This is a genomic window from Methylomonas sp. LWB, from assembly GCF_001856095.1.
Lineage (GTDB): Bacteria > Pseudomonadota > Gammaproteobacteria > Methylococcales > Methylomonadaceae > Methylomonas > Methylomonas koyamae_A.
Window position 1 is genome coordinate 404661 of the sequence record NZ_MKMC01000012.1, and the last position, 20222, is coordinate 424882.

The 20222-nt window shown below is 55.3% G+C and carries 29 protein-coding genes and 1 tRNA gene; 9 read left to right on the forward strand and 21 right to left on the reverse strand.

The genetic code is table 11. The annotated features are described in order from the left end of the window. Window positions 1–111 precede the first annotated feature (111 nt). The 3 genes from BJL95_RS07690 to dbpA form a co-directional block, all read right to left on the reverse strand. Window positions 112–942, reverse strand: a complete 831-nt coding sequence (locus tag BJL95_RS07690) for a molybdenum storage protein subunit alpha (protein WP_071156804.1) — start codon at window positions 940–942, stop codon at window positions 112–114. Window positions 943–952: 10 nt separating this feature from the next. Further along, window positions 953–1765: a uridine kinase gene (locus BJL95_RS07695; protein WP_071156806.1), complete on the reverse strand. Its 813-nt coding sequence runs from the start codon at window positions 1763–1765 to the stop codon at window positions 953–955. A gap of 383 nt (window positions 1766–2148) precedes the next feature. Continuing rightward, window positions 2149–3534, reverse strand: a complete 1386-nt coding sequence (gene dbpA / locus BJL95_RS07700) for an ATP-dependent RNA helicase DbpA (RefSeq protein WP_071156808.1) — start codon at window positions 3532–3534, stop codon at window positions 2149–2151. Window positions 3535–3995: 461 nt separating this feature from the next. Between dbpA and BJL95_RS07705 the strand changes: the two genes are divergently transcribed. Together BJL95_RS07705 and BJL95_RS07710 are read left to right on the forward strand one after the other, a co-directional pair. Beyond that, entirely contained in the window at window positions 3996–4268 is a 273-nt protein-coding gene (locus BJL95_RS07705) for a hypothetical protein (protein WP_071156810.1), read from the forward strand. A 61-nt stretch (window positions 4269–4329) separates the two neighbouring features. Then, on the forward strand, window positions 4330–4752 hold the full coding sequence (locus BJL95_RS07710) for a hypothetical protein (protein WP_071156812.1): 423 nt from the start codon (window positions 4330–4332) through the stop codon (window positions 4750–4752). A 22-nt stretch (window positions 4753–4774) separates the two neighbouring features. Here the strand turns inward: BJL95_RS07710 and BJL95_RS07715 are convergent, their stop codons facing one another. The 15 genes from BJL95_RS07715 to BJL95_RS07785 all read right to left on the reverse strand — a co-directional run bounded on the left by BJL95_RS07715 (window position 4775) and on the right by BJL95_RS07785 (window position 13977). Beyond that, a complete protein-coding gene (locus BJL95_RS07715) occupies window positions 4775–5635 on the reverse strand; it encodes a TIGR02281 family clan AA aspartic protease (protein WP_071156814.1) in 861 nt (286 codons plus the stop codon). Between the two features lie 509 nt (window positions 5636–6144). After that, a complete protein-coding gene (locus BJL95_RS07725; protein ID WP_071156818.1) occupies window positions 6145–6357 on the reverse strand; it encodes a type II toxin-antitoxin system HicB family antitoxin in 213 nt (70 codons plus the stop codon). Next, the gene (locus BJL95_RS23770; RefSeq protein ID WP_083385774.1) at window positions 6354–6539 is read right to left on the reverse strand and encodes a type II toxin-antitoxin system HicA family toxin; all 186 of its coding nucleotides are present in this window, start codon (window positions 6537–6539) and stop codon (window positions 6354–6356) included. The genes BJL95_RS07725 and BJL95_RS23770 overlap by 4 nt, the downstream gene beginning before the upstream one ends. A gap of 29 nt (window positions 6540–6568) precedes the next feature. Further along, on the reverse strand, window positions 6569–7033 hold the full coding sequence (locus BJL95_RS07730; protein WP_071156820.1) for a hypothetical protein: 465 nt from the start codon (window positions 7031–7033) through the stop codon (window positions 6569–6571). Between the two features lie 120 nt (window positions 7034–7153). Continuing rightward, a complete protein-coding gene (locus BJL95_RS07735; RefSeq protein ID WP_071156822.1) occupies window positions 7154–7918 on the reverse strand; it encodes a DNA cytosine methyltransferase in 765 nt (254 codons plus the stop codon). Between the two features lie 93 nt (window positions 7919–8011). Further along, the gene (locus BJL95_RS07740; protein ID WP_071156824.1) at window positions 8012–8344 is read right to left on the reverse strand and encodes a hypothetical protein; all 333 of its coding nucleotides are present in this window, start codon (window positions 8342–8344) and stop codon (window positions 8012–8014) included. Further along, window positions 8345–9748: a hypothetical protein gene (locus BJL95_RS07745; RefSeq protein WP_071156826.1), complete on the reverse strand. Its 1404-nt coding sequence runs from the start codon at window positions 9746–9748 to the stop codon at window positions 8345–8347. Then, window positions 9745–10827 carry a zonular occludens toxin domain-containing protein gene (locus tag BJL95_RS07750; protein ID WP_071156828.1) on the reverse strand — a complete coding sequence of 361 codons (1083 nt, stop codon included), beginning with the start codon at window positions 10825–10827 and terminating at the stop codon, window positions 9745–9747. Before BJL95_RS07750 ends, BJL95_RS07745 begins: the two co-directional genes overlap by 4 nt. 162 nt (window positions 10828–10989) lie before the next feature. Further along, a complete protein-coding gene (locus BJL95_RS07755; protein ID WP_071156830.1) occupies window positions 10990–11205 on the reverse strand; it encodes a hypothetical protein in 216 nt (71 codons plus the stop codon). A gap of 10 nt (window positions 11206–11215) precedes the next feature. Continuing rightward, on the reverse strand, window positions 11216–11431 hold the full coding sequence (locus tag BJL95_RS07760) for a hypothetical protein (RefSeq protein WP_071156832.1): 216 nt from the start codon (window positions 11429–11431) through the stop codon (window positions 11216–11218). 3 nt (window positions 11432–11434) lie between these two features. Then, window positions 11435–11617 carry a hypothetical protein gene (locus BJL95_RS07765; RefSeq protein ID WP_071156834.1) on the reverse strand — a complete coding sequence of 61 codons (183 nt, stop codon included), beginning with the start codon at window positions 11615–11617 and terminating at the stop codon, window positions 11435–11437. A gap of 100 nt (window positions 11618–11717) precedes the next feature. Then, window positions 11718–12041 carry a hypothetical protein gene (locus tag BJL95_RS07770; RefSeq protein ID WP_139306168.1) on the reverse strand — a complete coding sequence of 108 codons (324 nt, stop codon included), beginning with the start codon at window positions 12039–12041 and terminating at the stop codon, window positions 11718–11720. 40 nt (window positions 12042–12081) lie between these two features. Next, window positions 12082–13470 carry a replication endonuclease gene (locus BJL95_RS07775; RefSeq protein WP_071156838.1) on the reverse strand — a complete coding sequence of 463 codons (1389 nt, stop codon included), beginning with the start codon at window positions 13468–13470 and terminating at the stop codon, window positions 12082–12084. Then, window positions 13457–13750: a hypothetical protein gene (locus BJL95_RS25085; RefSeq protein WP_071156840.1), complete on the reverse strand. Its 294-nt coding sequence runs from the start codon at window positions 13748–13750 to the stop codon at window positions 13457–13459. Before BJL95_RS25085 ends, BJL95_RS07775 begins: the two co-directional genes overlap by 14 nt. Next, window positions 13747–13977 (reverse strand): hypothetical protein, encoded by a 231-nt coding sequence (locus BJL95_RS07785; RefSeq protein ID WP_071156842.1) that lies wholly within the window; start codon window positions 13975–13977, stop codon window positions 13747–13749. Before BJL95_RS07785 ends, BJL95_RS25085 begins: the two co-directional genes overlap by 4 nt. Window positions 13978–14344: 367 nt before the next feature. On the opposite strand from BJL95_RS07785, the gene BJL95_RS07790 reads away from it, so the two are divergent. Continuing rightward, window positions 14345–14677 carry a hypothetical protein gene (locus BJL95_RS07790; RefSeq protein ID WP_071156844.1) on the forward strand — a complete coding sequence of 111 codons (333 nt, stop codon included), beginning with the start codon at window positions 14345–14347 and terminating at the stop codon, window positions 14675–14677. A 46-nt stretch (window positions 14678–14723) separates the two neighbouring features. Here BJL95_RS07790 and BJL95_RS07795 read toward each other — a convergent pair whose 3' ends face one another. Continuing rightward, window positions 14724–15011, reverse strand: a complete 288-nt coding sequence (locus BJL95_RS07795; protein ID WP_071156846.1) for a hypothetical protein — start codon at window positions 15009–15011, stop codon at window positions 14724–14726. A 329-nt stretch (window positions 15012–15340) separates the two neighbouring features. Then, window positions 15341–15417, reverse strand: a tRNA-Met gene (locus BJL95_RS07800). Between the two features lie 456 nt (window positions 15418–15873). Here BJL95_RS07800 and BJL95_RS07805 point away from each other — a divergent pair. From BJL95_RS07805 to hypB, 6 genes are all read left to right on the forward strand, one after another. Continuing rightward, entirely contained in the window at window positions 15874–16536 is a 663-nt protein-coding gene (locus BJL95_RS07805) for a hydrogenase expression/formation protein (RefSeq protein WP_254786722.1), read from the forward strand. Continuing rightward, a complete protein-coding gene (locus BJL95_RS07810) occupies window positions 16533–16754 on the forward strand; it encodes a rubredoxin (RefSeq protein WP_071156850.1) in 222 nt (73 codons plus the stop codon). The genes BJL95_RS07805 and BJL95_RS07810 overlap by 4 nt, the downstream gene beginning before the upstream one ends. Beyond that, window positions 16755–17222 carry a [NiFe]-hydrogenase assembly chaperone HybE gene (gene hybE / locus BJL95_RS07815; protein ID WP_071156852.1) on the forward strand — a complete coding sequence of 156 codons (468 nt, stop codon included), beginning with the start codon at window positions 16755–16757 and terminating at the stop codon, window positions 17220–17222. A 95-nt stretch (window positions 17223–17317) separates the two neighbouring features. After that, entirely contained in the window at window positions 17318–18403 is a 1086-nt protein-coding gene (locus tag BJL95_RS07820; protein WP_139306170.1) for a Ni,Fe-hydrogenase I large subunit, read from the forward strand. A gap of 138 nt (window positions 18404–18541) precedes the next feature. Next, window positions 18542–18883, forward strand: coding sequence for a hydrogenase maturation nickel metallochaperone HypA (gene hypA, locus BJL95_RS07825; protein WP_071156854.1), 342 nt, complete (start codon window positions 18542–18544; stop codon window positions 18881–18883). Further along, window positions 18883–19725 carry a hydrogenase nickel incorporation protein HypB gene (hypB, locus tag BJL95_RS07830; RefSeq protein WP_071156856.1) on the forward strand — a complete coding sequence of 281 codons (843 nt, stop codon included), beginning with the start codon at window positions 18883–18885 and terminating at the stop codon, window positions 19723–19725. The genes hypA and hypB overlap by 1 nt, the downstream gene beginning before the upstream one ends. A 49-nt stretch (window positions 19726–19774) precedes the next feature. Here hypB and BJL95_RS07835 read toward each other — a convergent pair whose 3' ends face one another. Further along, window positions 19775–20188: a hypothetical protein gene (locus tag BJL95_RS07835; RefSeq protein WP_071156858.1), complete on the reverse strand. Its 414-nt coding sequence runs from the start codon at window positions 20186–20188 to the stop codon at window positions 19775–19777. Window positions 20189–20222: the final 34 nt, after the last annotated feature.

Here is a 20222-nt window from a genome sequence, read left to right on the forward strand (position 1 = left end):
CGGCTGACTGTATCGGAATCAGTGGGGGTGGCTGGCAAGGTTGGCCGGGCAAGCTTGCCCGGCTGGTATGAACGAGCGTTTCTCCGCAAGGTGGAATCGCCGAATGCGACTTTAACGCGGGTTCGCGCCGCTATGAATGATGGTGCCGACGTGTTCGCCGCGCAACGCGGCGGTCAGTCGGCCCGGCACCAGGCCATTCACGATCTGAATGTGTTCCAGGTGCCGCGCGGTCGCCATCACTTCGAGCAGGGCCGGATCGAAGGGCAGAGGGCCTGCCTGCTGGGCCAATTCGGCGGCGCTGGTTTCGCGAATCCACTGCGCTTGCTCGCCGTCGGCCTTGGGGTCGGCAGTGTAGACGCCATCCACATCCTCGACAATGGTCAGGCCGGCCGCGCCAAGCGCGTCGGCCAGTAAAAAGGCGCCGGTATCGGCCCTATGATACGGCAACCGCGAGGTTGGAAACTCGTGGTGGTGGTAGGGCGGAAAGGCACTGCCGACCACCGCTCGGGCGGCGGCGAGGTGGATGGCCAGCTGACTGGCGATGGTCGGGTGTTCGACGTAGGATACGCCGTCCGGCGCCAATAACGAAGCCAGAATGTGGCCGTTTTGTCCCGCTTCGCTGGCGGCGAGCGGCGCGAGCGAACCCACCGGCAGACCGAGATCCAGTCCAACACCGTATAAATGGCGGGCGCGGATTCCGGCTCCGGTAAGGATCAGCAGGCGGTGCTCGGGCAGGATTTTACGCAATTCGTCGACAATGGGCAGAATGGCGTCGGCGCCGCGATCCATGATGGAACGGCCACCGATCTTGACGACTTGCAGCCAAGGCAGTAATCGGATAGGGCGCCTGCCGGCGACCGGACGGGTAAGATCGCCGTCCAGCAAGGTCTGGCGGGCCAGCGGCGAAGCTACGTGTTTGATGGTATTGGTATGTTCAGCCATTGTTGTATTCTCAGCTCGCGGTAATGATGGTGCCGACGTGCTCGCCGGCGAGCGCGCGGGATAGGTTGCCGGGGACCAGTCCGTTGACCACCTGGATTTCGCGAATATGGCGCGCGGTTTTCAACAGGTCGAGCACCGGGAATTCGAGGATGGAGTCGTGCAAGCCCTTGGCCTTCATCTCGTCCACCGAAATCTTCGGGATGAACGTGGCGTCCTTGGAGGTCTTCGGATTCGCGGTGTAGAGACCGTTTTCGTCCTTGACGTAAATCATGGCTTTGCAACCGAATTGCTCGGCGAGCAGGAAGCAGCCGGCGTCGGTACGGTAGGGCGGAATCACGCCTTCGGGGGCTGGGCGCATCCACAAGTTGTAGGGCGGCATGCCGCTGAACACGACGGCATTGACCTCGGCCAAGTACAGAGGCACCGCCGACAGGCCGGCGCCGTCAACCGCTGAAATACCGTATTTCGCCAGCAGTTGTCCCAGCATCACCGCATTTTGGTCGGCAACCGAGGCGCCGAGTTGCGAAAGTACGCCGGCCGGCAGGCCGACGCCGGCCGCGATCGAATACAGATGGCGGGCTCGGGTGCCCGCGCCGGTGCCGATCAGCATCTTGTGGTGTTTACGGGCGGCGACGATTTCGTCCACCAACGGATAAACGGCGGCGCGGCCGCGATCGATCACGCTTTGGCCGCCGATTTTGATGACGGTGGCATCCGGCAGGATGCGAAAATCCGGGGCGGCCTCGGCCGCCGCCAACAGTTGCGGATCGGAGAGGGATCGCTGCATCAGCAGCTCTTCTAGCTCGGCTGTGGAATGAGTCATGTGGTTGTCCTATTCGGTTGGATGGCACCGGTTTTGGGGTGTTGTCGCGAGTTACCGTTATTATTCGGGAAACGAGAATATCGCCATGTTTGAGTATGGCGAAGGGTTTAGTCGTGGTTCGGTATCGATCCCAGGGCTAAGCCTACGGCGAGTGCAAGCCTCGAAACTGCTTGGGTCCGCAGCATATCGCAAAGCAAACGCCGAAACAACGGCGTCGGGCGATTGGATGTTCAATTGTTGGCCCGGTGGCGTTTGTATTCGGCGAGACCACGTCCGCCGAGTTTATGAAACGGAAAATTGGCGTTACCCAATCGCGGTTTTCGAGCACAATCGTACGGCCGGTCAAGCCGCGAGGGTAGGCCGGGATGAAGATCGGTGTCAGATTACCATTGCGATAGGCGCACGTTAAAACGATGGCCCTTGATCTTGCCTTTGCGTAAACAGGCCAATGCCAGGTCGGCACGGTCGCGTTTGATCGCGACGTAAGCCTGCTTATCGAACACGTCGATTTTGCCGACTTCGCCGCCGGCTATGCCGCCGGCGCCGGTCAGGGCGCCCAGAATGTCGCCGGGCCGCATCTTGTCCTTGCGGCCGCCGTCTATCCACAAAGTCACCATTGGCGGCTCGTAGCGTTCCTCGCGGTCGAGTCGGAACGGCGCGACTTCGTCCCACCGCGCGCCGACATTCATATAGTCTTCGATGGCCTTGACCCGGTTTAACTCGGCATCGCCGACCAGACTCAACGCCAGCCCCTTGGCGCCGGCCCGGCCGGTGCGACCGATGCGATGCACGTAGACTTCCGGATCGAACGGCAGCTCGTAATTAATCACCGCTTGCATATGTTTAATATCCAAGCCCCTGGCCGCCACGTCTGTGGCGACCAAGATCGAGCAACTTTTGTTGGCGAAGCGCACCAATACCTGATCTCTATCCTTTTGCTCCAGGTCGCCGTGTAGGGCTTGTACCGAAAAACCGCAGTGAGCCAAGGTGTCGGCTACGTCCTGGCACTCGCGTTTGGTATTGCAAAACACCACCGTCGATTCGGGGCGATGATAGGCCAGCATATAACCCAAGGCATTTAGCCGCTTGTTCTTGTCGATCCGGTGAAAACGCTGTTCGATGTCATTGTCGCGGTGGCTGACTTCGACACTGACGGACACCGGTCTGAACTGAAAGCGTTGGCTCAAGGCTCGCACGGCCTCTGAATACGTTGCCGAAAACAACAGGGTTTGGCGGTGGCTAGGCGCGTGGGAAATCACATCGGTGATGATATCGGCGAACCCCATGTCCAGCATGCGGTCGGCTTCGTCCAGCACCAACACTTTTAGGTGCTCCAGCCGTAAGCTGTGTTTTTGCAGATGTTCCCACAAGCGGCCCGGCGTACCGACCACCACGTGCGCGCCGTGCTCCAGCGAGGCACGTTGTGTCGTAAACGGCGCTCCGCCACACAATACGAGTACCTTGATGTTTTGGGTAAGGCGGGCCAGCTGGCGGATTTCCTTACAAACTTGATCGGCTAGCTCGCGCGTAGGGCAAATCACCATTGCCTGGACTTTAAAACTGTTCGAATCCAGTCGCGATAACAAGCCAATGCCGAACGCGGCGGTCTTGCCGCTACCTGTTTTTGCCTGGGCGATGACGTCCTTGTTTTCAAGTATATGCGGTAGAGTTTCGGCCTGGATGGCTGTCATGCGGGTATAACCCAGGGATTCGATGTTTTCCAGCAGAGCCGGCTTTAACGACAGGGAACAAAATTGAGGTGTATTCACAATGGATCGATTATTGAGGCAAAGCGGCGCGTTTATCGCGATGGTCGCTCATGATAACTGTCCGCCCGATTAGGCGTTAGTTTTTTGGGTGGAGGCTCTGAGCGTGGATGCGAAGCCTTTCAAGAAATCGGTATCGATATTGATGTCTTTACGGTGATTTGCCCTTGGGATTGGTCGCAAATCACCGATTCTGCCTACTATCCGGAATAATCGTCACCTGGCACGATAAATTAGCCAAACTTCCATTCAGCAAGGATCGAACCTCGATATGGTTTTTAATTTTGCGAAACCTGGCATGAGTGGGCGCCTGACGAGGCCGTGTTGTTCTTTAACGAGGTGCAGAACGTGTACGAAACACCGGAAGCGATGGTCAGGCGGCGGATGGCCATTTTCCGATCAGCCGGTCATCGTGACGGTGACGACCTGGCCAAGTTTGACTACACAACCCCAAGCTTGCGAACGTGCCCGAGTCCGCGCCGGCGTTTGCCGACCTTGCCAGGCCGGTCACGTTCCCGCGTTTGTCCGGTTGTGTCGTTGATCGCCGCCGGCCGGAAGGCTGTCGGTGTTTTACGCAACAAGCCACGCCTTACTTTGTCAGCCCCGATCAATGCCGCGCTTATATCAAATACGGTCGGTTCGATCCTTACCGCGATACGCCGGCCAGCGTCGCCCAGGCTGCCAGCGGCCGCGAAACCCGAGCCGAACCAGCGGCCTCGCGGCCGCCTGCCTCCTAAGACCGAGACTTCGCATAATGTATATTATGTAAAATAACAACGGTCGGAATGATTCCTGCTAATGATTCTATTTTTCAGAAATGGAGTCGAAAAAATGTCAAACCGTAGACGCGGCCGACCAAGCAAGGCCCGGTTTTATCATGTTCGCTGGAATAAAGTCGGACTAAATCAAGAGCGAGCCGCCGAGGTGCTGGGCGTCGACGTGGACACCATCGAACGATGGGACCAGGAAGGAAACGAGCTGGCCGAGCGTCATCTGTTGTTATGGGATCAAAAACACGTTGGTATTGAAGGATGGGAAGGATTCATCTTTACACGCGGTAAACTCAAATATAAGTCACACCGATGGACGCCAAGATCCTTACTGTTATGGCGTGACCAGGCCGAACAGATAGAACGACTTGAAACCGAAATCAAACGGCTGAAAACGCTATCCGGAATGGCCGAAACCTTAACGGCAAAATTCAAACACCGCCGGCGCTAGCCGGCCTACTTTCTGAACTCGACTATGGTTTATCGCTATATTTTGTAGTGCAAATCTTGTTCGCGTCACAAGTCACTGTCTTATGAACAATAAGCGGCCTTTTCTCACGCGCCTTTTCCACTGGGGCCGCTACCGATGGAATTAACGGCGCAATCGCAGGGCTAATTTGAGGTGCCATTAAAACCGGCGCAGACGGTGGCCTTATTGACGCAAAATCCTGGCTTGGCCGTTCGATTAACTTAGAACTTGAGCCATTACCTACCAATGTCATCGTGTTATTCGAATGAGTTACGTTAAAATATTTTAATGCACTCATTCCTATAAGCACTTCATTTATATGCGGGTTCGTGCTTGCCTGAACATCGTGCAACACAGCGTTACCGATTTTAAGAGTACGAACAGTCGCTAAGTTTTGCACCACCCGCCCTCCAGCGGTATTGGCTACCACAGGAGAGCCAATCGGCACGCCTGCATTAATCGCGAGGTTTACCGGCAATGTTACAGCAGTTGCACCAGTATCAATCATAAACGGCATAGAAACGCCATTAATTTCAACAGTTCCTCGATAATGGCCTTGAATATCCGCCTTAATCTCTATGCCCCCTTCAATTAATTCCGTCGGAGTAAACGGCAAAGCACCTTGAGATGGAGCTTGAAAAGGAAACTTGGCGTTATAACGATCTTGTATTTTTCCCGTTATAAAAAAGAACACGTAAAAGGAAAGAAGAATACAGATTACACTCCATAAAGTTTTGAAGAAGCCATTGTTAGAAGGAGGCTTCGCGTTCACTCTATTAATCTTTCTTGCATATTGATCAAAATTCGATGCACGCGCGTTCTCCCTGTGTCGTTCCCAATAATAATCACGGTCTTGAATACCCATAGTTGCTCCTTTTATCTAACGGCCATAATTATGCCATTGCAAGGAGGCAATTTTTTGCAATAAAACGCACGAAACAACTTCAATTAATGAGAGCTAGATTACATATTCCTTCAACAGAAAAGCTCTAGTATGCAAAAACCTCGGCTTCGCCGGCTGGCGCCGAGCATAAACGGGATACACGCGGACCAGATGAATAATGCAATCGGCCAATGATAGAGGCTTCGGGGCAATAGCGTAGCCGTTTCGCCTTCCGGCTCACGTGTTGCGCGGCGGTTATCGTCTCCCGCTGTGTTGTGTCGTTTTGAGCGCCGCTTATTTTCCGTGTTAATGGTCGACGATGTTCGAGGCGATGCTATGCGGTTCGGTGGCGTCAATGGCCATTGGAAACTGTGCGGCCAGGCTGGTTTTTTAGGTGGCGTGATGGGCGGAGCTGGAACGGCGATCCGCGCGGGCGACTGCTGGCTATCGCTAGCAGTCTGCGAGAAGCGATTTTTGGTAACGTTACGAATTTAGGCGGCGATTTCGACGTAGTCGGCTATCGACGTTGCTTTCGGGATTGTTTCGCCTTGGGCGGCCATTCCTTCCAGGTGGAACTCAATTGCGTCAATTAGATTCGATCTTACTTCGTCTTGCGTCTCGCCAGTCGCAATACAGCCGGCAATATCCGGGCTGTAGGCCGAAAACCCGGTATCTGTCGGCTCAATGATGATGAGGTATTTCATTTCAGACCTGCCTGCTTAAAGATGCTGTTTAAAGTGCCTGGCGCCACGTCATCGCTTGGCTTTCCGGATACAGTCACAACGCCGGGCTTTTCCGGGTGAACGAATTGCCGATGACTGCCTTTAGTGCGATCAAGGCGCCAACCATCGTCATGCAATCGTTTAAGTATATCGCTTATTTTCATGGATCGATATTATACAACTTACAGTAACGTTACCGTAATAAATTGCCCTTGGTGGCGCTTGCTAGTTGCCGCTCAAGAGATTCGACGCGGTTAAGCGCGGCATCGCGTTCGTTCCTGTACTTGGTGACAAGGCCTTTTTGAGCCGCTACAGCTTGGTTCTTTTGCTTAATAACAGCTTCGAGGTCGCGATTGTAATCGATGTCCCGTTGGTAATACTTGTCCCGCCAGTCCGTCGCCAGCGCTTGCAGCTTAGCGCACTCGGCTTCAAGCAGACGACAGCGAGCCATCAAAGCGCCCTTCTCCGCATGGTCGTTAATTTCTTTATCGGTAACGTTACCATTTTTATTTTCGGTAAAATTACGGGATTTTAGGCGCTCCCGGTAGGCTTTTTGTTTTTCGGCCGGCGTGAGTGCTTTGCCGGTGGACGGACGGCCCCTGCCCCGTTTTTGCGGTGCGAACAAATCAACGGTTTGTGTGTCGGCTTGGTCGATCATGGCTTTGACTCCAGCGGGGTACGTTGGGATTATAGTAACGCGTTACTATAAATAAGTCAAGCATTATTGGTAACGTTACCTAATTTATTTTTAGTAACGTGTTATGATATGACCGCCCTTTTAGCACGGACGAAACATATCCAAAAGAGGATGCTCAACAAAACGCCGCCGCCTATCGAACACTCGCTTACGGCAAGCACCGCTGTAGTAGACGCGCCGCCCCGTTACCGGACGTCCGCAGGAACAAGCGCACAAAGTAACGCCGGGCGCTCGGTTGCGTACCGCTTGCGCCAGGGCGTAGGCCATACCGTAAGGCACGCCGTTGCCGATGGCCCGCGCGAGTGCGCCACGGGTAAACGCCGGTATATCGAAATCGGGCGGCAAGCCTTGCAGGACGGCCATTTCAGCTAAGGGCCGGTCGTCGTTGGCTAAGACGGTAGCGTTACTCGCCGGCGTTTTTCTGCGATCGATGCGTAACGGGGCGCCATCCAATGAGCCGAACTGCACATGACGCAAACGGCGTTGGTCGTGTCCGAATTCGGCGGCGTTCAGATCGAGACGTTGCCAACTATAGCCTTCGATGCGAATATCCGGCACGCCGGGGACGTTTTCAGCAAGCCACCATTGCGGCTTGGCTTCGTCGACCACGCGGACGAACTCCCGGAGCATTTCCCCGCCCTCTCCGGTCTGTGCCGAACGGCGGGCCTTGCTGAAATCCTGACAAGGCGGACCGCCGATAATCCCTTCGAAGCGGCCGGCCGGCACGCGAAAGCGGCGAATGTCGCCGCCGAAGATCAGATCAGGGCCGCGCACTACGCAGAAGCCGGCATCTTCGAAGCCGCGATCCAATAAACCGATCCCCGGAAACAACGAGAGTACCAGCACGTTACCCGGCCGGCGTCTTTTGAGTCCGGAGCGTAACGGTTGGCGTTACTGCGCCTGGACTTGAGCTACCTGGTCGGTAACGGTTCACGATTGTTAGCCCACAACCGGCAACCGGCGAATGACGAATCGGATCATGTAGGCCGATCCCATTGCGGCAGCGGCTTGCGGGACATGGAAGAAGTCGGCATAGAACCCCAGAGCACCGGAGAAGGCGCCATTGATCGTAGTAATGGCCGACGCAACGCCGGAGGCATCCAGCGTGGACGTAACAACATCGATAACACCATTGACAATTTTGAGAAACACCAATTGCAAGTAATACAGAATACCGTCGGCTAAGCCGGCGACCACACCGGCGCCATAGGCGGCACAGTACATCAGCCACTTGGTCAGGTAGCTGAAAAAGCTGGTTAGAATCGCGCCCATTTACGCCCCCAATATGATCGTGAAAACGCCGAGCGCGATCATAATCGACATGATGATGCCCACTTGAACGCGAACGCTTTCCATGAGATCGCAGTGTTCGGTCGAACTGTGCGAACCATAACCGACCGCGCTAAGGTCCATCGTGATGGCGGGACACGTGCCGGAGGCGGTGGGCGCTAGCGAGTATTTCGTCCTAAGCGTTGCCATGCGCTCGGAAACGCTGCATGTACCTGCGGCACAGTTAAACGATTGGTTACAGTTGCCGCCGCAAAGTGCAGTTTTCACTTTGTTACGGCCGTCGGTAAATCCGTCACCGGGATCGGTGCCGGCGAAGGTGCCATAGTCCGGCTTTTGTTGTGTGGTGGAGGTGCCGTAGCTAGTGGTCGTGGTTTCCGTCGTAGTAACGCCGGTTGCGTTGTTGGTCGTCGTCCGGGTTTGCTTATCCGACGTTTCCCACTCTAGGGCTTGGTCGCCGACCGTCGTCCCGGTGACTTTCGGCGTTGCGGTGGTCTGCAACTTAGTGGTTCGCGTGGAGGTTGTGTCGTCAGCATTCGGGATAATTTCCGTCGCTATCGTTTCCTCCCCAGCGACGACAGGGCTTGCGGTGATCGTGGTCGGCTGAACCGGGGTGAGAAAACCGAGGCCGCCAAAATCGATGTTTGCTGTTTTTGCGTCTTTAATCACGTCTTGCGCTATCTCACCAGTTGCGGCTGGAGAGTTCTGTATAGCGGCGCCTAAATCAGATTCGGAAGGGGTATATGTCGCGCCCGCGACTGGCGAGTACGAAGTGTAAGTCGTCCCGCAGCACGACGACGTAATCTTGACCGAACACGACGACCCTGAGCAGGTCTGAACCGTCCACAACGCATGATGGGTAGGCCAGCATAGCGCATCATGCGCAGTACCCGCTGCCGCCCACGCGGCGGCGACGGACTGCAAAGAACCCGTTGCCGCAGCACGAGACCACACAGCCGTAGGGTTCTCAGTACCGCCACCGCAAACCTCAGAAACAGCAGGCATTGAATAACCGGACACCGTTCCATCCGTGTTCATACCTATATTAGTATGCAGCAGCTGATACAGCGCAAGACCAGCCAACCCGACGGGAGTCGCGCGCACCAAAAGCTTACCGGCGGCTTGCGCGACGGTAGCACGGGGTATGGCGGCGGACCAGTTCGCCGGGAGCGGGATTTTGGCGCCTTTAGCAGTCGTCAGCGTACCGTTGACAGGCTTACTCAACAACGCATCCAGCGAACCAGAGACAGTGGTACCAGTCGCTTCAGCAAGCCAAGCCAAATCATTTGGCGTCATACCGCCAGGTACTACCGATGCGCCTGCACTCGCATTCGAGGCCATTAACAAACCGAACAGTATTAGACCAAGTGACCTATACCAAGCCATCATGACTTAAACCCCGATACAGCGGCGGTCGGTATTTGTCCAGTATTGTCGTTAGGCAACGGCCCGGTATTCATCGACACGGTTTCGCCATCGTATTCGCAGACGAGATAGTCCCATTCGTCGCGGCACTGTTCCATCGGCAGCCGCCTCGCCCGCCCGGTTTTATCAGTCATAAAGGCCCAACGCTGGCCGTTAATGGTCAGATCGCCGACCAGCCGCCATTTCAGGGAGTCATTTTTTTTGGCCGGCGCTGACGCTACCGCTGGCGGGATTGCCGATGGCACAGGGTTGGCTGATTGCGTTAGGTTGCCCGTCGGATCGGTAGCCGCGTCACCATTCAATCGTTGAGCCGCCGTCTGTTGGTATTTAGGCGCAATGACCGTCACCGACCGGTATATCCCCCAACCGCCGATCAGGATGGCCGACACCACCGCAGCCGCCCAGCCTTTGGCTTGCCAGCTTTGCCAAATCGTGGCGGTGCCGGTTTGTTCGATGACGTCGCCGGTGATGGCGGCCTCGGCTTGGGTGTGGGACTTGTACAGCTTGAATACCGCCGAATCGAGCTTGAAGCGTTCGGTTTTGGTGAGCTTGACCCGGATGAGTTCGGGATTCACACCTTCAACGGCCCCGGTGTAGAAATAGCGCACGCGCAGGTCTTTTTGGCCGAGGTCGAGCGGCTCGTGACAAAGACAGGTTTGTTTGATCAGTTGGCGAATGCCTTTGGCAATGTCGGTGCCGGCGTCTTGCGTGACCAGATAAATATCGATGGTTTGGCCGTCCGGGGCTTTGTAGTGGCGGTGTTCCTTGAAGAAGTGCATGATCCGCAGGTGAATCTTGTTAACGGCGGTGCCGCCTGGAATTTCTTTCCACACTTCGTCGATGACGTACAAGGCGCCAGCGGCAAAGGCTTTGCTAGGGTCTTTGATGTCGTCCCAGCTAAACAGCTTTAGCTTGGGCGATTCAATCAGCATCGGGATATTAGTCACGACTTCCCTGCCCCGCTTAATCTGGTCGGCGATCAGTTTGGCGGCCATGTAGCTTTTACCGCTGCCGGTGTTGCCGGTGATTGCATAAACGCTCATGGCTAGCGGTGCGGTTTGAAGGCGGCGTAGGCCACAACGATGCCGGCCGCGAAAAAGGTCCAGTAGTAGAGTTCGAGCATAACGAGTGCCTCAGGAATACGAGGGGTTGGAAACGAGTAGCCCTATCGGAATGGGGGGCGGCGCCTCCCCCCAATGCCCCGATTAACGGAAGCCCAGTTTGCGGGCGATCATGTTGCCGCCCTTCAGGAACAGGCCGGTGGTTATCATCCCGGCGTAGACCACGGACAGCGCGGTCACGAAGTCCGAGAACGACACGACCGCCGTCAGCGAGTCAAAGGTGCTGGTTGCACCGGCGAAACCGGAAACGATCATCAAGGCCACACCCAGGGCGGCCGCGTGTTTTTGTCCTGCTTTCATAAATCACCTATTAAGGAAAAAGGCTTGAATACAACTGGCGGCAGCACCAGACGAACAGGAGCGGGCCGCCAATCACGGTTAGTCCGGCTGAGAAATATTCCAACGCTAACGCCGGATCGATTAGCGTCGGATCAAAGGGCGCAGCTTGCTGCACCGTTGATAGGTTGCCCAGGCAGGCGCCCGAGCTGGTAAAGGGTTGATCGCAAGCGATCAGATAATTCGCCATGCGTCAGTCCCAATCCGCATGCCAGGGATTGCCGTCGTCCGAGGCGTCGTCCTCCACGTTTTCGTCCGTTTCATGCTCGCAGGCGTAACAGTGAAAAGCGTATTGGGTGCCGCCGCGATAGCGATCGGCAGTAAAGGCGAAGTCGTACGAGCCACACTCGGGACAATGGTCGGGGCGCTCGATCATGGCGTTTCTCCCTTGGGTTGACGGTGTAATGGACCGGATCGGGGCGAAGCGTGTAACTGCTGCCCTGGTCGGTCGGCTGAAAGACGGCGGCGGCCATGGTTTAGGCGGCGTTTTTATCGCCGCCCGCCGCTACGGGAATAACTTCCGGCTTGGTCCCGCGCGGGATAAATAGAATGGTGTTATCGCCGCTGGACATGATGCCGAGCGCGAAGCGGATGGTTTTGCCCTGCAAGGGCTTGAAGGTTTCCAGGTCGTTGCAGGTCAAATCGTGCATTTCCAGACGGCTTTCGCCGGATTCCATGGGCATGTGGCCCATGATCTGGATTTTGTGTTTGCCCTGGGTAACGAGACCGGTGGCTTGGTCTACCCGGCTGTTAGCCTGATAGGTATTGATAAGCTTGCCTTGCATGGTAATCATGGACATATAAACCCCCTCGGGTCGTGGTTGGATAGTGGTTGAGCCATCACGCGGCTAGGGGCCGCGTACAGTTATTGACAGGACTCCAAGGGATGGCGGGCGCCCGCGCGGCTTCGCCGCCACGGACTTGGCCCGCCACCTCGGAAAGTGCCGATTTGCTGGATTGAAGGGTCCAGCATTTCGTTTTGGTAATCGCCATCGCCGCCAGCGTGCATACGCCGTAGATGACGGTTTGTATCTCGGCATAGCGGTTGGCTTTCAGTTCGCCGGTGGCGGTGCCGACTTCTTCGAACTTGAGTAGCTGGACCGCCATATCGACCCGCTTAATCTGGAGGTCGCCGCCGGTCATGATCTGTAGGTAATCGGCCCAACGGGATTGGTCGGCGGCTTGGCGGGCTTGCTCCAGGATCGGATCGGCTTGACCTTCGCCGAGCTTGCGCAGTTGCCGCCAGACCGTGACCGGTGCCCCTCCGATCTGCTGAAACTGGCGAATACCCCACACCGAGGCCCAGGCTTTGACGCGTCTCCCGTAGTGGCGGCTGTCGTCGTTTTGGTCGTGTTCCGGGTCGTCGATGCTGAAACCCAGGTTTTTGCTGATGTACTTGGCGATGTAGCCGGTAGCGCTGCCGATGTCAGTGTCGATGGCTTTGAAGTTGCAGCGGAACTCGGCGGCGCCGGGTTCATCGCCGTCTTGCTCCAGGGCATAATGCCGGATGATGTCGCGGAGCGCTTCGACGTGTTCGGGCGCCACGAATAGCAGCATGTGCCAATGCGGGCAGCCGTCGTGATGCGGCTCGGCCACGCGGAAGCCGAAGACTTTGATCCCGTCGCGGGCCAGCTTGGCTCGGACTTTGGCCCACAGGCCGACCAGATATTCCTGGGCAACGCGTGGCGTGTACGTCGGGTTATAACGGGTGTTGAGTTGGCCGTTGCTGTAGCGATGGTAGGCGGACGGGCACGTCAGCGTGACGAATTCGCCGACCCAGCCAAGGGCTTGGGCGAAGATTTCGAAGCCGGCCATGCGAATCATTAACTCGGCGCGGCGGTTGTTGGGATTCGCTAGGGATCGGGCGATCAGGGTTTCCATGTCGATGACGTCGCCGACGTGGCTAACCATGCTCATCTGCTGCATGAAGGTCAGCGCTTGCAGATAGGCCCGTTGGGCTTTGCGTTGACTGCGGTCGCTGACATAGATTTGCCGGCCCTTGCGGACGTGGCCCTTGTCGATCTGTTGCTTTTCCTCGGCACGGTTTTGCAGACGCTTTAGCATCCGGCGCCACCAGATCGGACATAGCAGCCGCAGCTTGAGTCCCTGTTCGGTTTTCGCCTTGGGTAGTGGAACGCCGTACCATTGCATTAACAAACGCACTTTCGCCAAGTCGTCGATCAGCGGCGTTAAGTGAGCGATACAGTCGCGAGGATCAAGCGTAACCATGTTTCGAACCTTCAAAAGGTGCCCGCCAATCGTAGGCGGGCAAGAACAGGAGGGACGTGGTTATCCGTGGGCGGATTTTGTCGGCGTCGAAAATGAAGAAGGTATCGACGGCGTAGCAGCGGCAGAGGCAAACGGCCCGGCGCACATGCCGGCCGGGACTGCCGACCGGATGGCCGGCGCCTTTGCAGTGATAATCGGATTGAACAACCAACGCGCGGCAGCGCACGCAGCTGGTGAGGTTGACCGGTAACGGGCTGTTGATCGTCCAGGCAGGAATCATCCTTTCACCCCCATAGCATGTAGCGTCGAAGTCAGCTTGTATTCGATGCCGGTCAACATGACCTGAATGGCTCGCTCGCCGGCATTGGCGGCCGGGGTGGTTTCGAAGCTGGCCAGTTCGATGCGGACCAGGGACAATACGAAGCAATGCTCTTCGGGGGTCCAATGGGTTAGGCCGATGGCGGCGGGGCTTTTCGGGCCTTTGGTCTTTTTGCGATTAATGCGCATAAAGAACCCCGGCAATGAACGAGAACAATCCGCAGACGACGATTATGCCGAGGTCGGCAGAGGCAAGGGTGTCCAAGGCGGCTTGGCAGTCGTTAGGCATGGTTGCCACCCTGCCCCGCTACGGGAGCTAAGACGGCGACGCCGGCAGGGTGGCGGCGACGGTTCGCCGAATTCTTGCGCTGGAGGCGCTTTAAGAGCTTTGGGATTGAACGGGTCCAAAATGCTCGCTTGTGTCTTGGAATGGTCATAGCGTCGCCTCTATGTGTCAAAAGTCACCTAACGCGATGTTAGGCGTTGACAATAGTTAACGCTGAGTTAATTATGTAGTCAATTAAATTCGTTAACAAAACGTTAAGTAGAGGCGTTTATGAGAACTCCATCACAATTTATTGACGCACTGAAAGAAAAAACCGGTAGCGACTACAAAAGCGCAAAGGCATTAAAAATTACAACAGCGGCTATTTCTCAGATACGTTCGAGGGAGCTTATGAGCGATGAGACGGCGATAAAAATCGCCGATTATCTCGGTATAGACAGAGCGGAGCTGTTAATTGCGGCAGCGATGGCGAGAAGCGAAGGGGAAACCCGCGAAGCCTGGACGGCAGCGGCCCGGCGGATGGGAATTGCCGCGAGCGTATTACTTAGCGCAAAAATCCTAACGCCTAGCATTTCCGGCGCTATAGTGTGTATATTATGTTAAATAATAACTATTCAATTCCGCATCCCATATCTGTGGAATACAACGATTAGTTATTTTTCTTGTTGAGTTCGTTTCGCAAGGCTTCTTCCGAGATTTCATGATATAGGCTGGCGAGTTCTGCTATTAATTTTTGATACTCTGAGTGGTGCTTTAACATCGGCATCATCATTCGCGCCTCGGATAATAGTTGCTCGAAATGCATAATCTCGATTTCATTTAATGTGTCGCCAGCAGAAACCCGCTTTTTGATGGTCAAAGCATATGGAATCGACTCCTTTTCCAGTTGCTCAACGTAGGCTGTGATAATGCCAATTTCATCGGATGACGAATACATAGGATTTCCTAAAACGGAGTGATGACAAAACCGTCAGTGTTGTACAGTTGAGTTTTTTTGATGCTGCTAATCTGTATTCAGACGAAGACCAGATGGTCTAATGCTCCTCCTTCGGCCAGTCTTCAAATATAGCGCATTCACAACTCATTTAAACCGAGGCGATCAGTAAAAAACACGGAAACGGAATTCGTTGTAGTGGCCAGTAATTTTTAAATCAGCGGTTTTTCCGATGGTTTATTAGCCGTTATCCTGCTTTTAAAGGCAATGATGACGCAATAATTCGTGCAAAAAAAAAGCCTAAGTCGTTAAACCTAGGCCTTTAATCTGTCTGGTAGCGGGGGCAGGATTTGAACCTACGACCTTCGGGTTATGAGCCCGACGAGCTACCAAGCTGCTCCACCCCGCGATTGATTTGAGCAATTATACAGGTATTTACAGACATGGCAAGTCTTTTGTCAGATGACTGACATTTGTGGTCGGGCCAATTCTGCTCTGCCCTCGTTAAGTCGCCAATTCCGGTGGAAAAGACGTCACTGGGGCGGCAAAAACAGTTTGACTTCGGCAGCTATTATGGCAAAGTTAGCTGACAACCTTAGCGCTACTGCGGGAATAATCGTCTCTCGCGTGTATTCAAAAATTAAACGACTGGCTTCGTCCGTCCTATTCCTATTTATCCATGACCACAGACACTCTCCCTATTTTCGGTCGCGGCAGTCAACCGTCAGAACCGGACGGCGCTGAATTCGACTATTTGTCCATGCCGAATGAGATGCTGACGTATGCAATGCCACGGATTTCAACCAGCCTCAATTCGCCAGCTCTCTCAGCGGCGCGACAACTCTCCATACAACTGCAAGCGAACTTGGACAACTTTCCGGCTGCCGGAAACACCATCGATTTACTGAGCTTGGATGACGAAAATCGCCAATTCATCGACGAACTGCTTGGTGAGGGCGAGGTCGCGGTGTTGATTGACGGAGGCGCCAACGGCCGGGTGCAGGAATCGATATTGGCCGGCGTTTGGCGCTTACAGCATCGCGACTCACTTGGCGGACTGGTCAAGGATAGTCTCGAAGTTGGCGCATTCCCACCATCGGTGGCGGAAACGGCTTTCGCCGGCGCGGCTCCATCGCTCGATGTAAACATGGCCGCTTTGCCGGAAGGTGTCATGAACGCGCCGCCGTTGATCGCCGAACTCAATGCTCACATCGCGAGCTACCAATCCGGCCATGACGCTCATGTAATCAACCTGAGTTTGCTGCCGCAAACCGAACAGGATCTGGTCTTTCTTGACCAAAGTCTCGGCCGCGGTAAAGTAACGATACTGTCGCGCGGCTACGGCAATTGTCGAATAACCGCTACCGCTACGACTTACGTCTGGTGGGTGCAATACTACAATTCGCAAGATACTCTGATACTCAATACCTTGGAAATTTGCGACATTCCTAGCGTGGCCCAAGCCTCAGCCGAAGATATTGCCGATAGCAGTCAACGCTTGCGGGAAATCGTCGGAGCATATTCGTGAACGCCTCATTTTTCGGTGGAGCCTACAGCGGCGATTGCGGCACCCTGCCCGCCGACGCCCGACTGGAATGCAAAATCTGCTGGCACGTTTACGATCCTGCCGACGGCGATCCGGAGTCGCAAACGCCTCCCGGCACGGCCTTTGCCGATTTGCCGGCACATTGGACCTGCCCCCAATGCGACAGTCCTAAGCAAGGGTTTCTATTACTGGCCGAATAAATGCTTACCCCAGACGGAGAATCGATCCGTTGCGCGCTGACCGCAACCTTCGAGAATATACTAGCAAGCCGAATGCGGGAATTACCGATTATAAATCCGCTATTAAGCGTGCAAACCTCGGCATTGCAACGTTACGGCAACGAGTGGCTCGGTATATTAATCACGCCGTGGAGTATGAATTTGACTATGCTGCCGATCAGTTGCGACGACTGGGATTACCTACCGGGCACTACGTTCGAACGCCGGTTCCCCTACGGCAATTACCGCTTTTTGGTCAGCCATGCCGACGGCGTTGGCCCTTATGCGTTATGCTCGTTGTTTTCCCCAATGTTCGAATTTGCCGATCAAGCCGCCGCGCAAGTAACCGCCGAATCGGCATTGTTAGCCTTGCTCGCCGGCCCGAAGCCGTCGTCTCTGAGTCGGCGCGACTGGTTGCGTGGCGCATGGTCGGAGAACGCGGCGTCGTGACACCCGCCGGTCGCATCGATATTCATTTAACCGTTACCGGCGAAAGCATAAGCAGCGTTCGCTTAGCATCCAGCCGCCCGATTGCGGCAACTCAAATGTTACACGGCCTGTCGGCGCGGGAGTTGTTGCATACGCTACCAGTGTTGTTTTCGGTGTGCGGCAATGCTCAGACTTATGCGGCCCGACAAGCTTGTCGGGCCGTTTTGGATCACTCAGAGACCATAGCCAGCGAATCGGCCCGCCAAATATTGGTTCTCGCCGAATGTATGCGGGAACTGGCTTGGCGAATTTTGCTGGATTGGCCCGGGGTCTTGGCCGAAAAAGCCGCGAAGGCAGCGATGGCAACCCTGTTGCGGAGCGACGACCGACTGAAGCGCATACTGTTCAAGGACGGCGACGCCTTTAGTTTAAGCAGCACGGCCATCGCAAGTGGAGACGTCATCGAACTACTCGATGATCTGCGATACACGCTGGATAAGGCCGTATTCGCCGGCAGTTTGGCAACTGTTTTGCAAATCGCCAGCTTAGACGACTGGAAAGACTGGTGGCGGCAGTGTCAGACACCCGCCGCTCGGCTAATGCGCGAGATCGTCGATTTTGGATGGGCGGATTTGGGGCGAAATTCAGTCGAACTTCTACCGCCCTTGCCTGCGGCCAAGCTGGCGACGGAGATCGGTGAGGCTCCATCGGAATTTTGCCGAGCGCCGCGGTGGCAAGCCCGTTGCTGGGAAACCACGGTGCTGAACCGGCAATCCGCCAGCCCGGCGATTGCCGGCTTATCTCAACATTACGGCAATGGTTTGCTAGTACGAATCGCAGCCAGATTGCGCGAGCTGGCGGAATTGCCGATTCGAATGTTGGCATTGACTCAACATTTGGACGATACCAGTATCATTCCACCGCCTTTCCCGGTGGCCGATGGCTTGGCCTTGAGCCAAGTAGTTGCCGCGCGTGGATTGTTGCTGCATCGTTTGGATCTGCGCCAAGGCCGGGTATACGATTACCGGATCGTGGCGCCGACCGAATGGAATTTTCATCCGGACGGCGTCGTCGCCCAGGGACTGTATCGTTTGCACGGCGATAGTGAGACGCTTAAACGGCAAGCCTCACTTTGGATAGCAGCCATCGATCCGTGCGTGGAATATCGATTGGAATGGGATTACGATACCGACGCTTGTTAAGCCGTTTGCCGTATGCCCCGCTTGATCGGCTGTCGCAGAAGTTCTCCGGTCGAAGCCCTGTCCTGTCGTACGAATGAATCATGGTCGGGTTTCGGAATCCTTTATTTTTAGTTGTTCGAGATTTCAACGGATTAACACATGCATGAAATGTCGCTTTGCGAGAGCATTTTGCAAACCCTTGAACAGCAAGCGTCCATTCAACAGTACCGCAAGGTGAAAGCCGTTTGGCTGGAAATTGGCGCGCTGGCCGGGGTAGAAATCGAAGCCTTGCGATTTAGTTTCGACTTGGTAGTCCGAGGCTCTTTAGCGGAAGGTGCCGGGTTGGAAATAGTGACGGTACCCGGAATGGCTTGGTGTCTGCCCTGCGGCCGAACCGTCGAAGTTCAGCAACTTTACGACGAATGCCCTTTTTGCGGCAGTCATCAATTACAGGTGACCGACGGTCATCAAATGCGCATCAAAGAACTGGAGGTAGAATAATGTGCGGCGTCTGCGGCTGCGGCGAGGGCCTAAATCACTCGCATGACCACGATCATCACGAGCATTCTCATACACACGGCCACAGTCACGGAGACGATCACGACCACGACCATCATCACTCGCATCATCCCGCGGAGAGTCCGGAGCACGCGCACGCCAGCGGCTTAACGCCGGCGCGGATGGTACAGATCGAACAGGATATTCTAGCGGGCAACAACCGCTACGCCGCGGAAAACCGCAACTATTTGGCTGAGCGGGGCATCTTGGCGTTGAATTTGGTATCCAGCCCCGGTTCAGGCAAAACCACGCTGTTGACCGAAACGATAGAACGCCTGAAAAGCCAATTCGCTATCGCGGTCATCGAGGGCGACCAGCAAACCGCGCGAGACGCCGAACGGATACGCGCCACCGGTGTCAAGGCTCTACAAATCAACACCGGTAAAGGTTGCCATCTCGACGCTCACCGAGTCGGCCACGCATTCGAGCACTTGCAACTCGAGCGGCACAGTCTGTTGTTCATCGAAAATGTCGGGAATCTGGTTTGCCCGGCGGCCTTCGACCTCGGCGAAGCTCACAAGGTGGTAATTTTGTCGGTGACCGAGGGCGAGGATAAGCCGATTAAGTACCCTGATATGTTTTACGCGGCCGACTTAATGCTATTGAACAAGATCGACCTACTGCCCTACCTGGATTTCGACAGCGAGCAGTGCATACGCTACGCCAAGCAAGTTAATCCGAAAATCAAAGTGTTGGCCGTTTCCGCGAAAACCGGCGAAGGCATGGACGGTTGGTTGAAATGGCTACAGGCCGAATTGACCTTGCAACATATCGAATACGCGTAAACCCGCCGCCTCTCTGGTCAAACCGCGCGGCTGTCCGGCCGGGAAGAATTCAGCGCAGTTTTTCGCCGACGATGGAGCCGCGCACGTTCTCGGCGCTGTCAAGTTCCTTGACCTGTTTGCGCATTGCTTCCGATTGATCGACCTGGGCGTTGGCGTTGCGCTCCAGTGCCTTCACTTCGGCGGCCCTAAGCGCGGCCTCGTGTTGGGCTTTTTCCCGCAAGGCTTCTTGTTCCTTTTTAGCTTGGTAATCGGCTTCTACTTCTTTCAGCCTTTCCAACGCTTTGGCGTTACGCTCGGGATTGCTGATTTCAATATCCACTTGTTTTTCGGCGGACTTGTTCCGACAAGGTTTGGCTTGATAGGTGATCTTACCGTTCTCGCTACACTTGTACAGTTCGGCGACCGCTAAGTTCGGCAACACAATTACTAAGGTCGGAATAAGAACAAAATACACGCTTTTCATTAGCGATCTCCTGAGCTTTAAAGTGGCAAAGTAT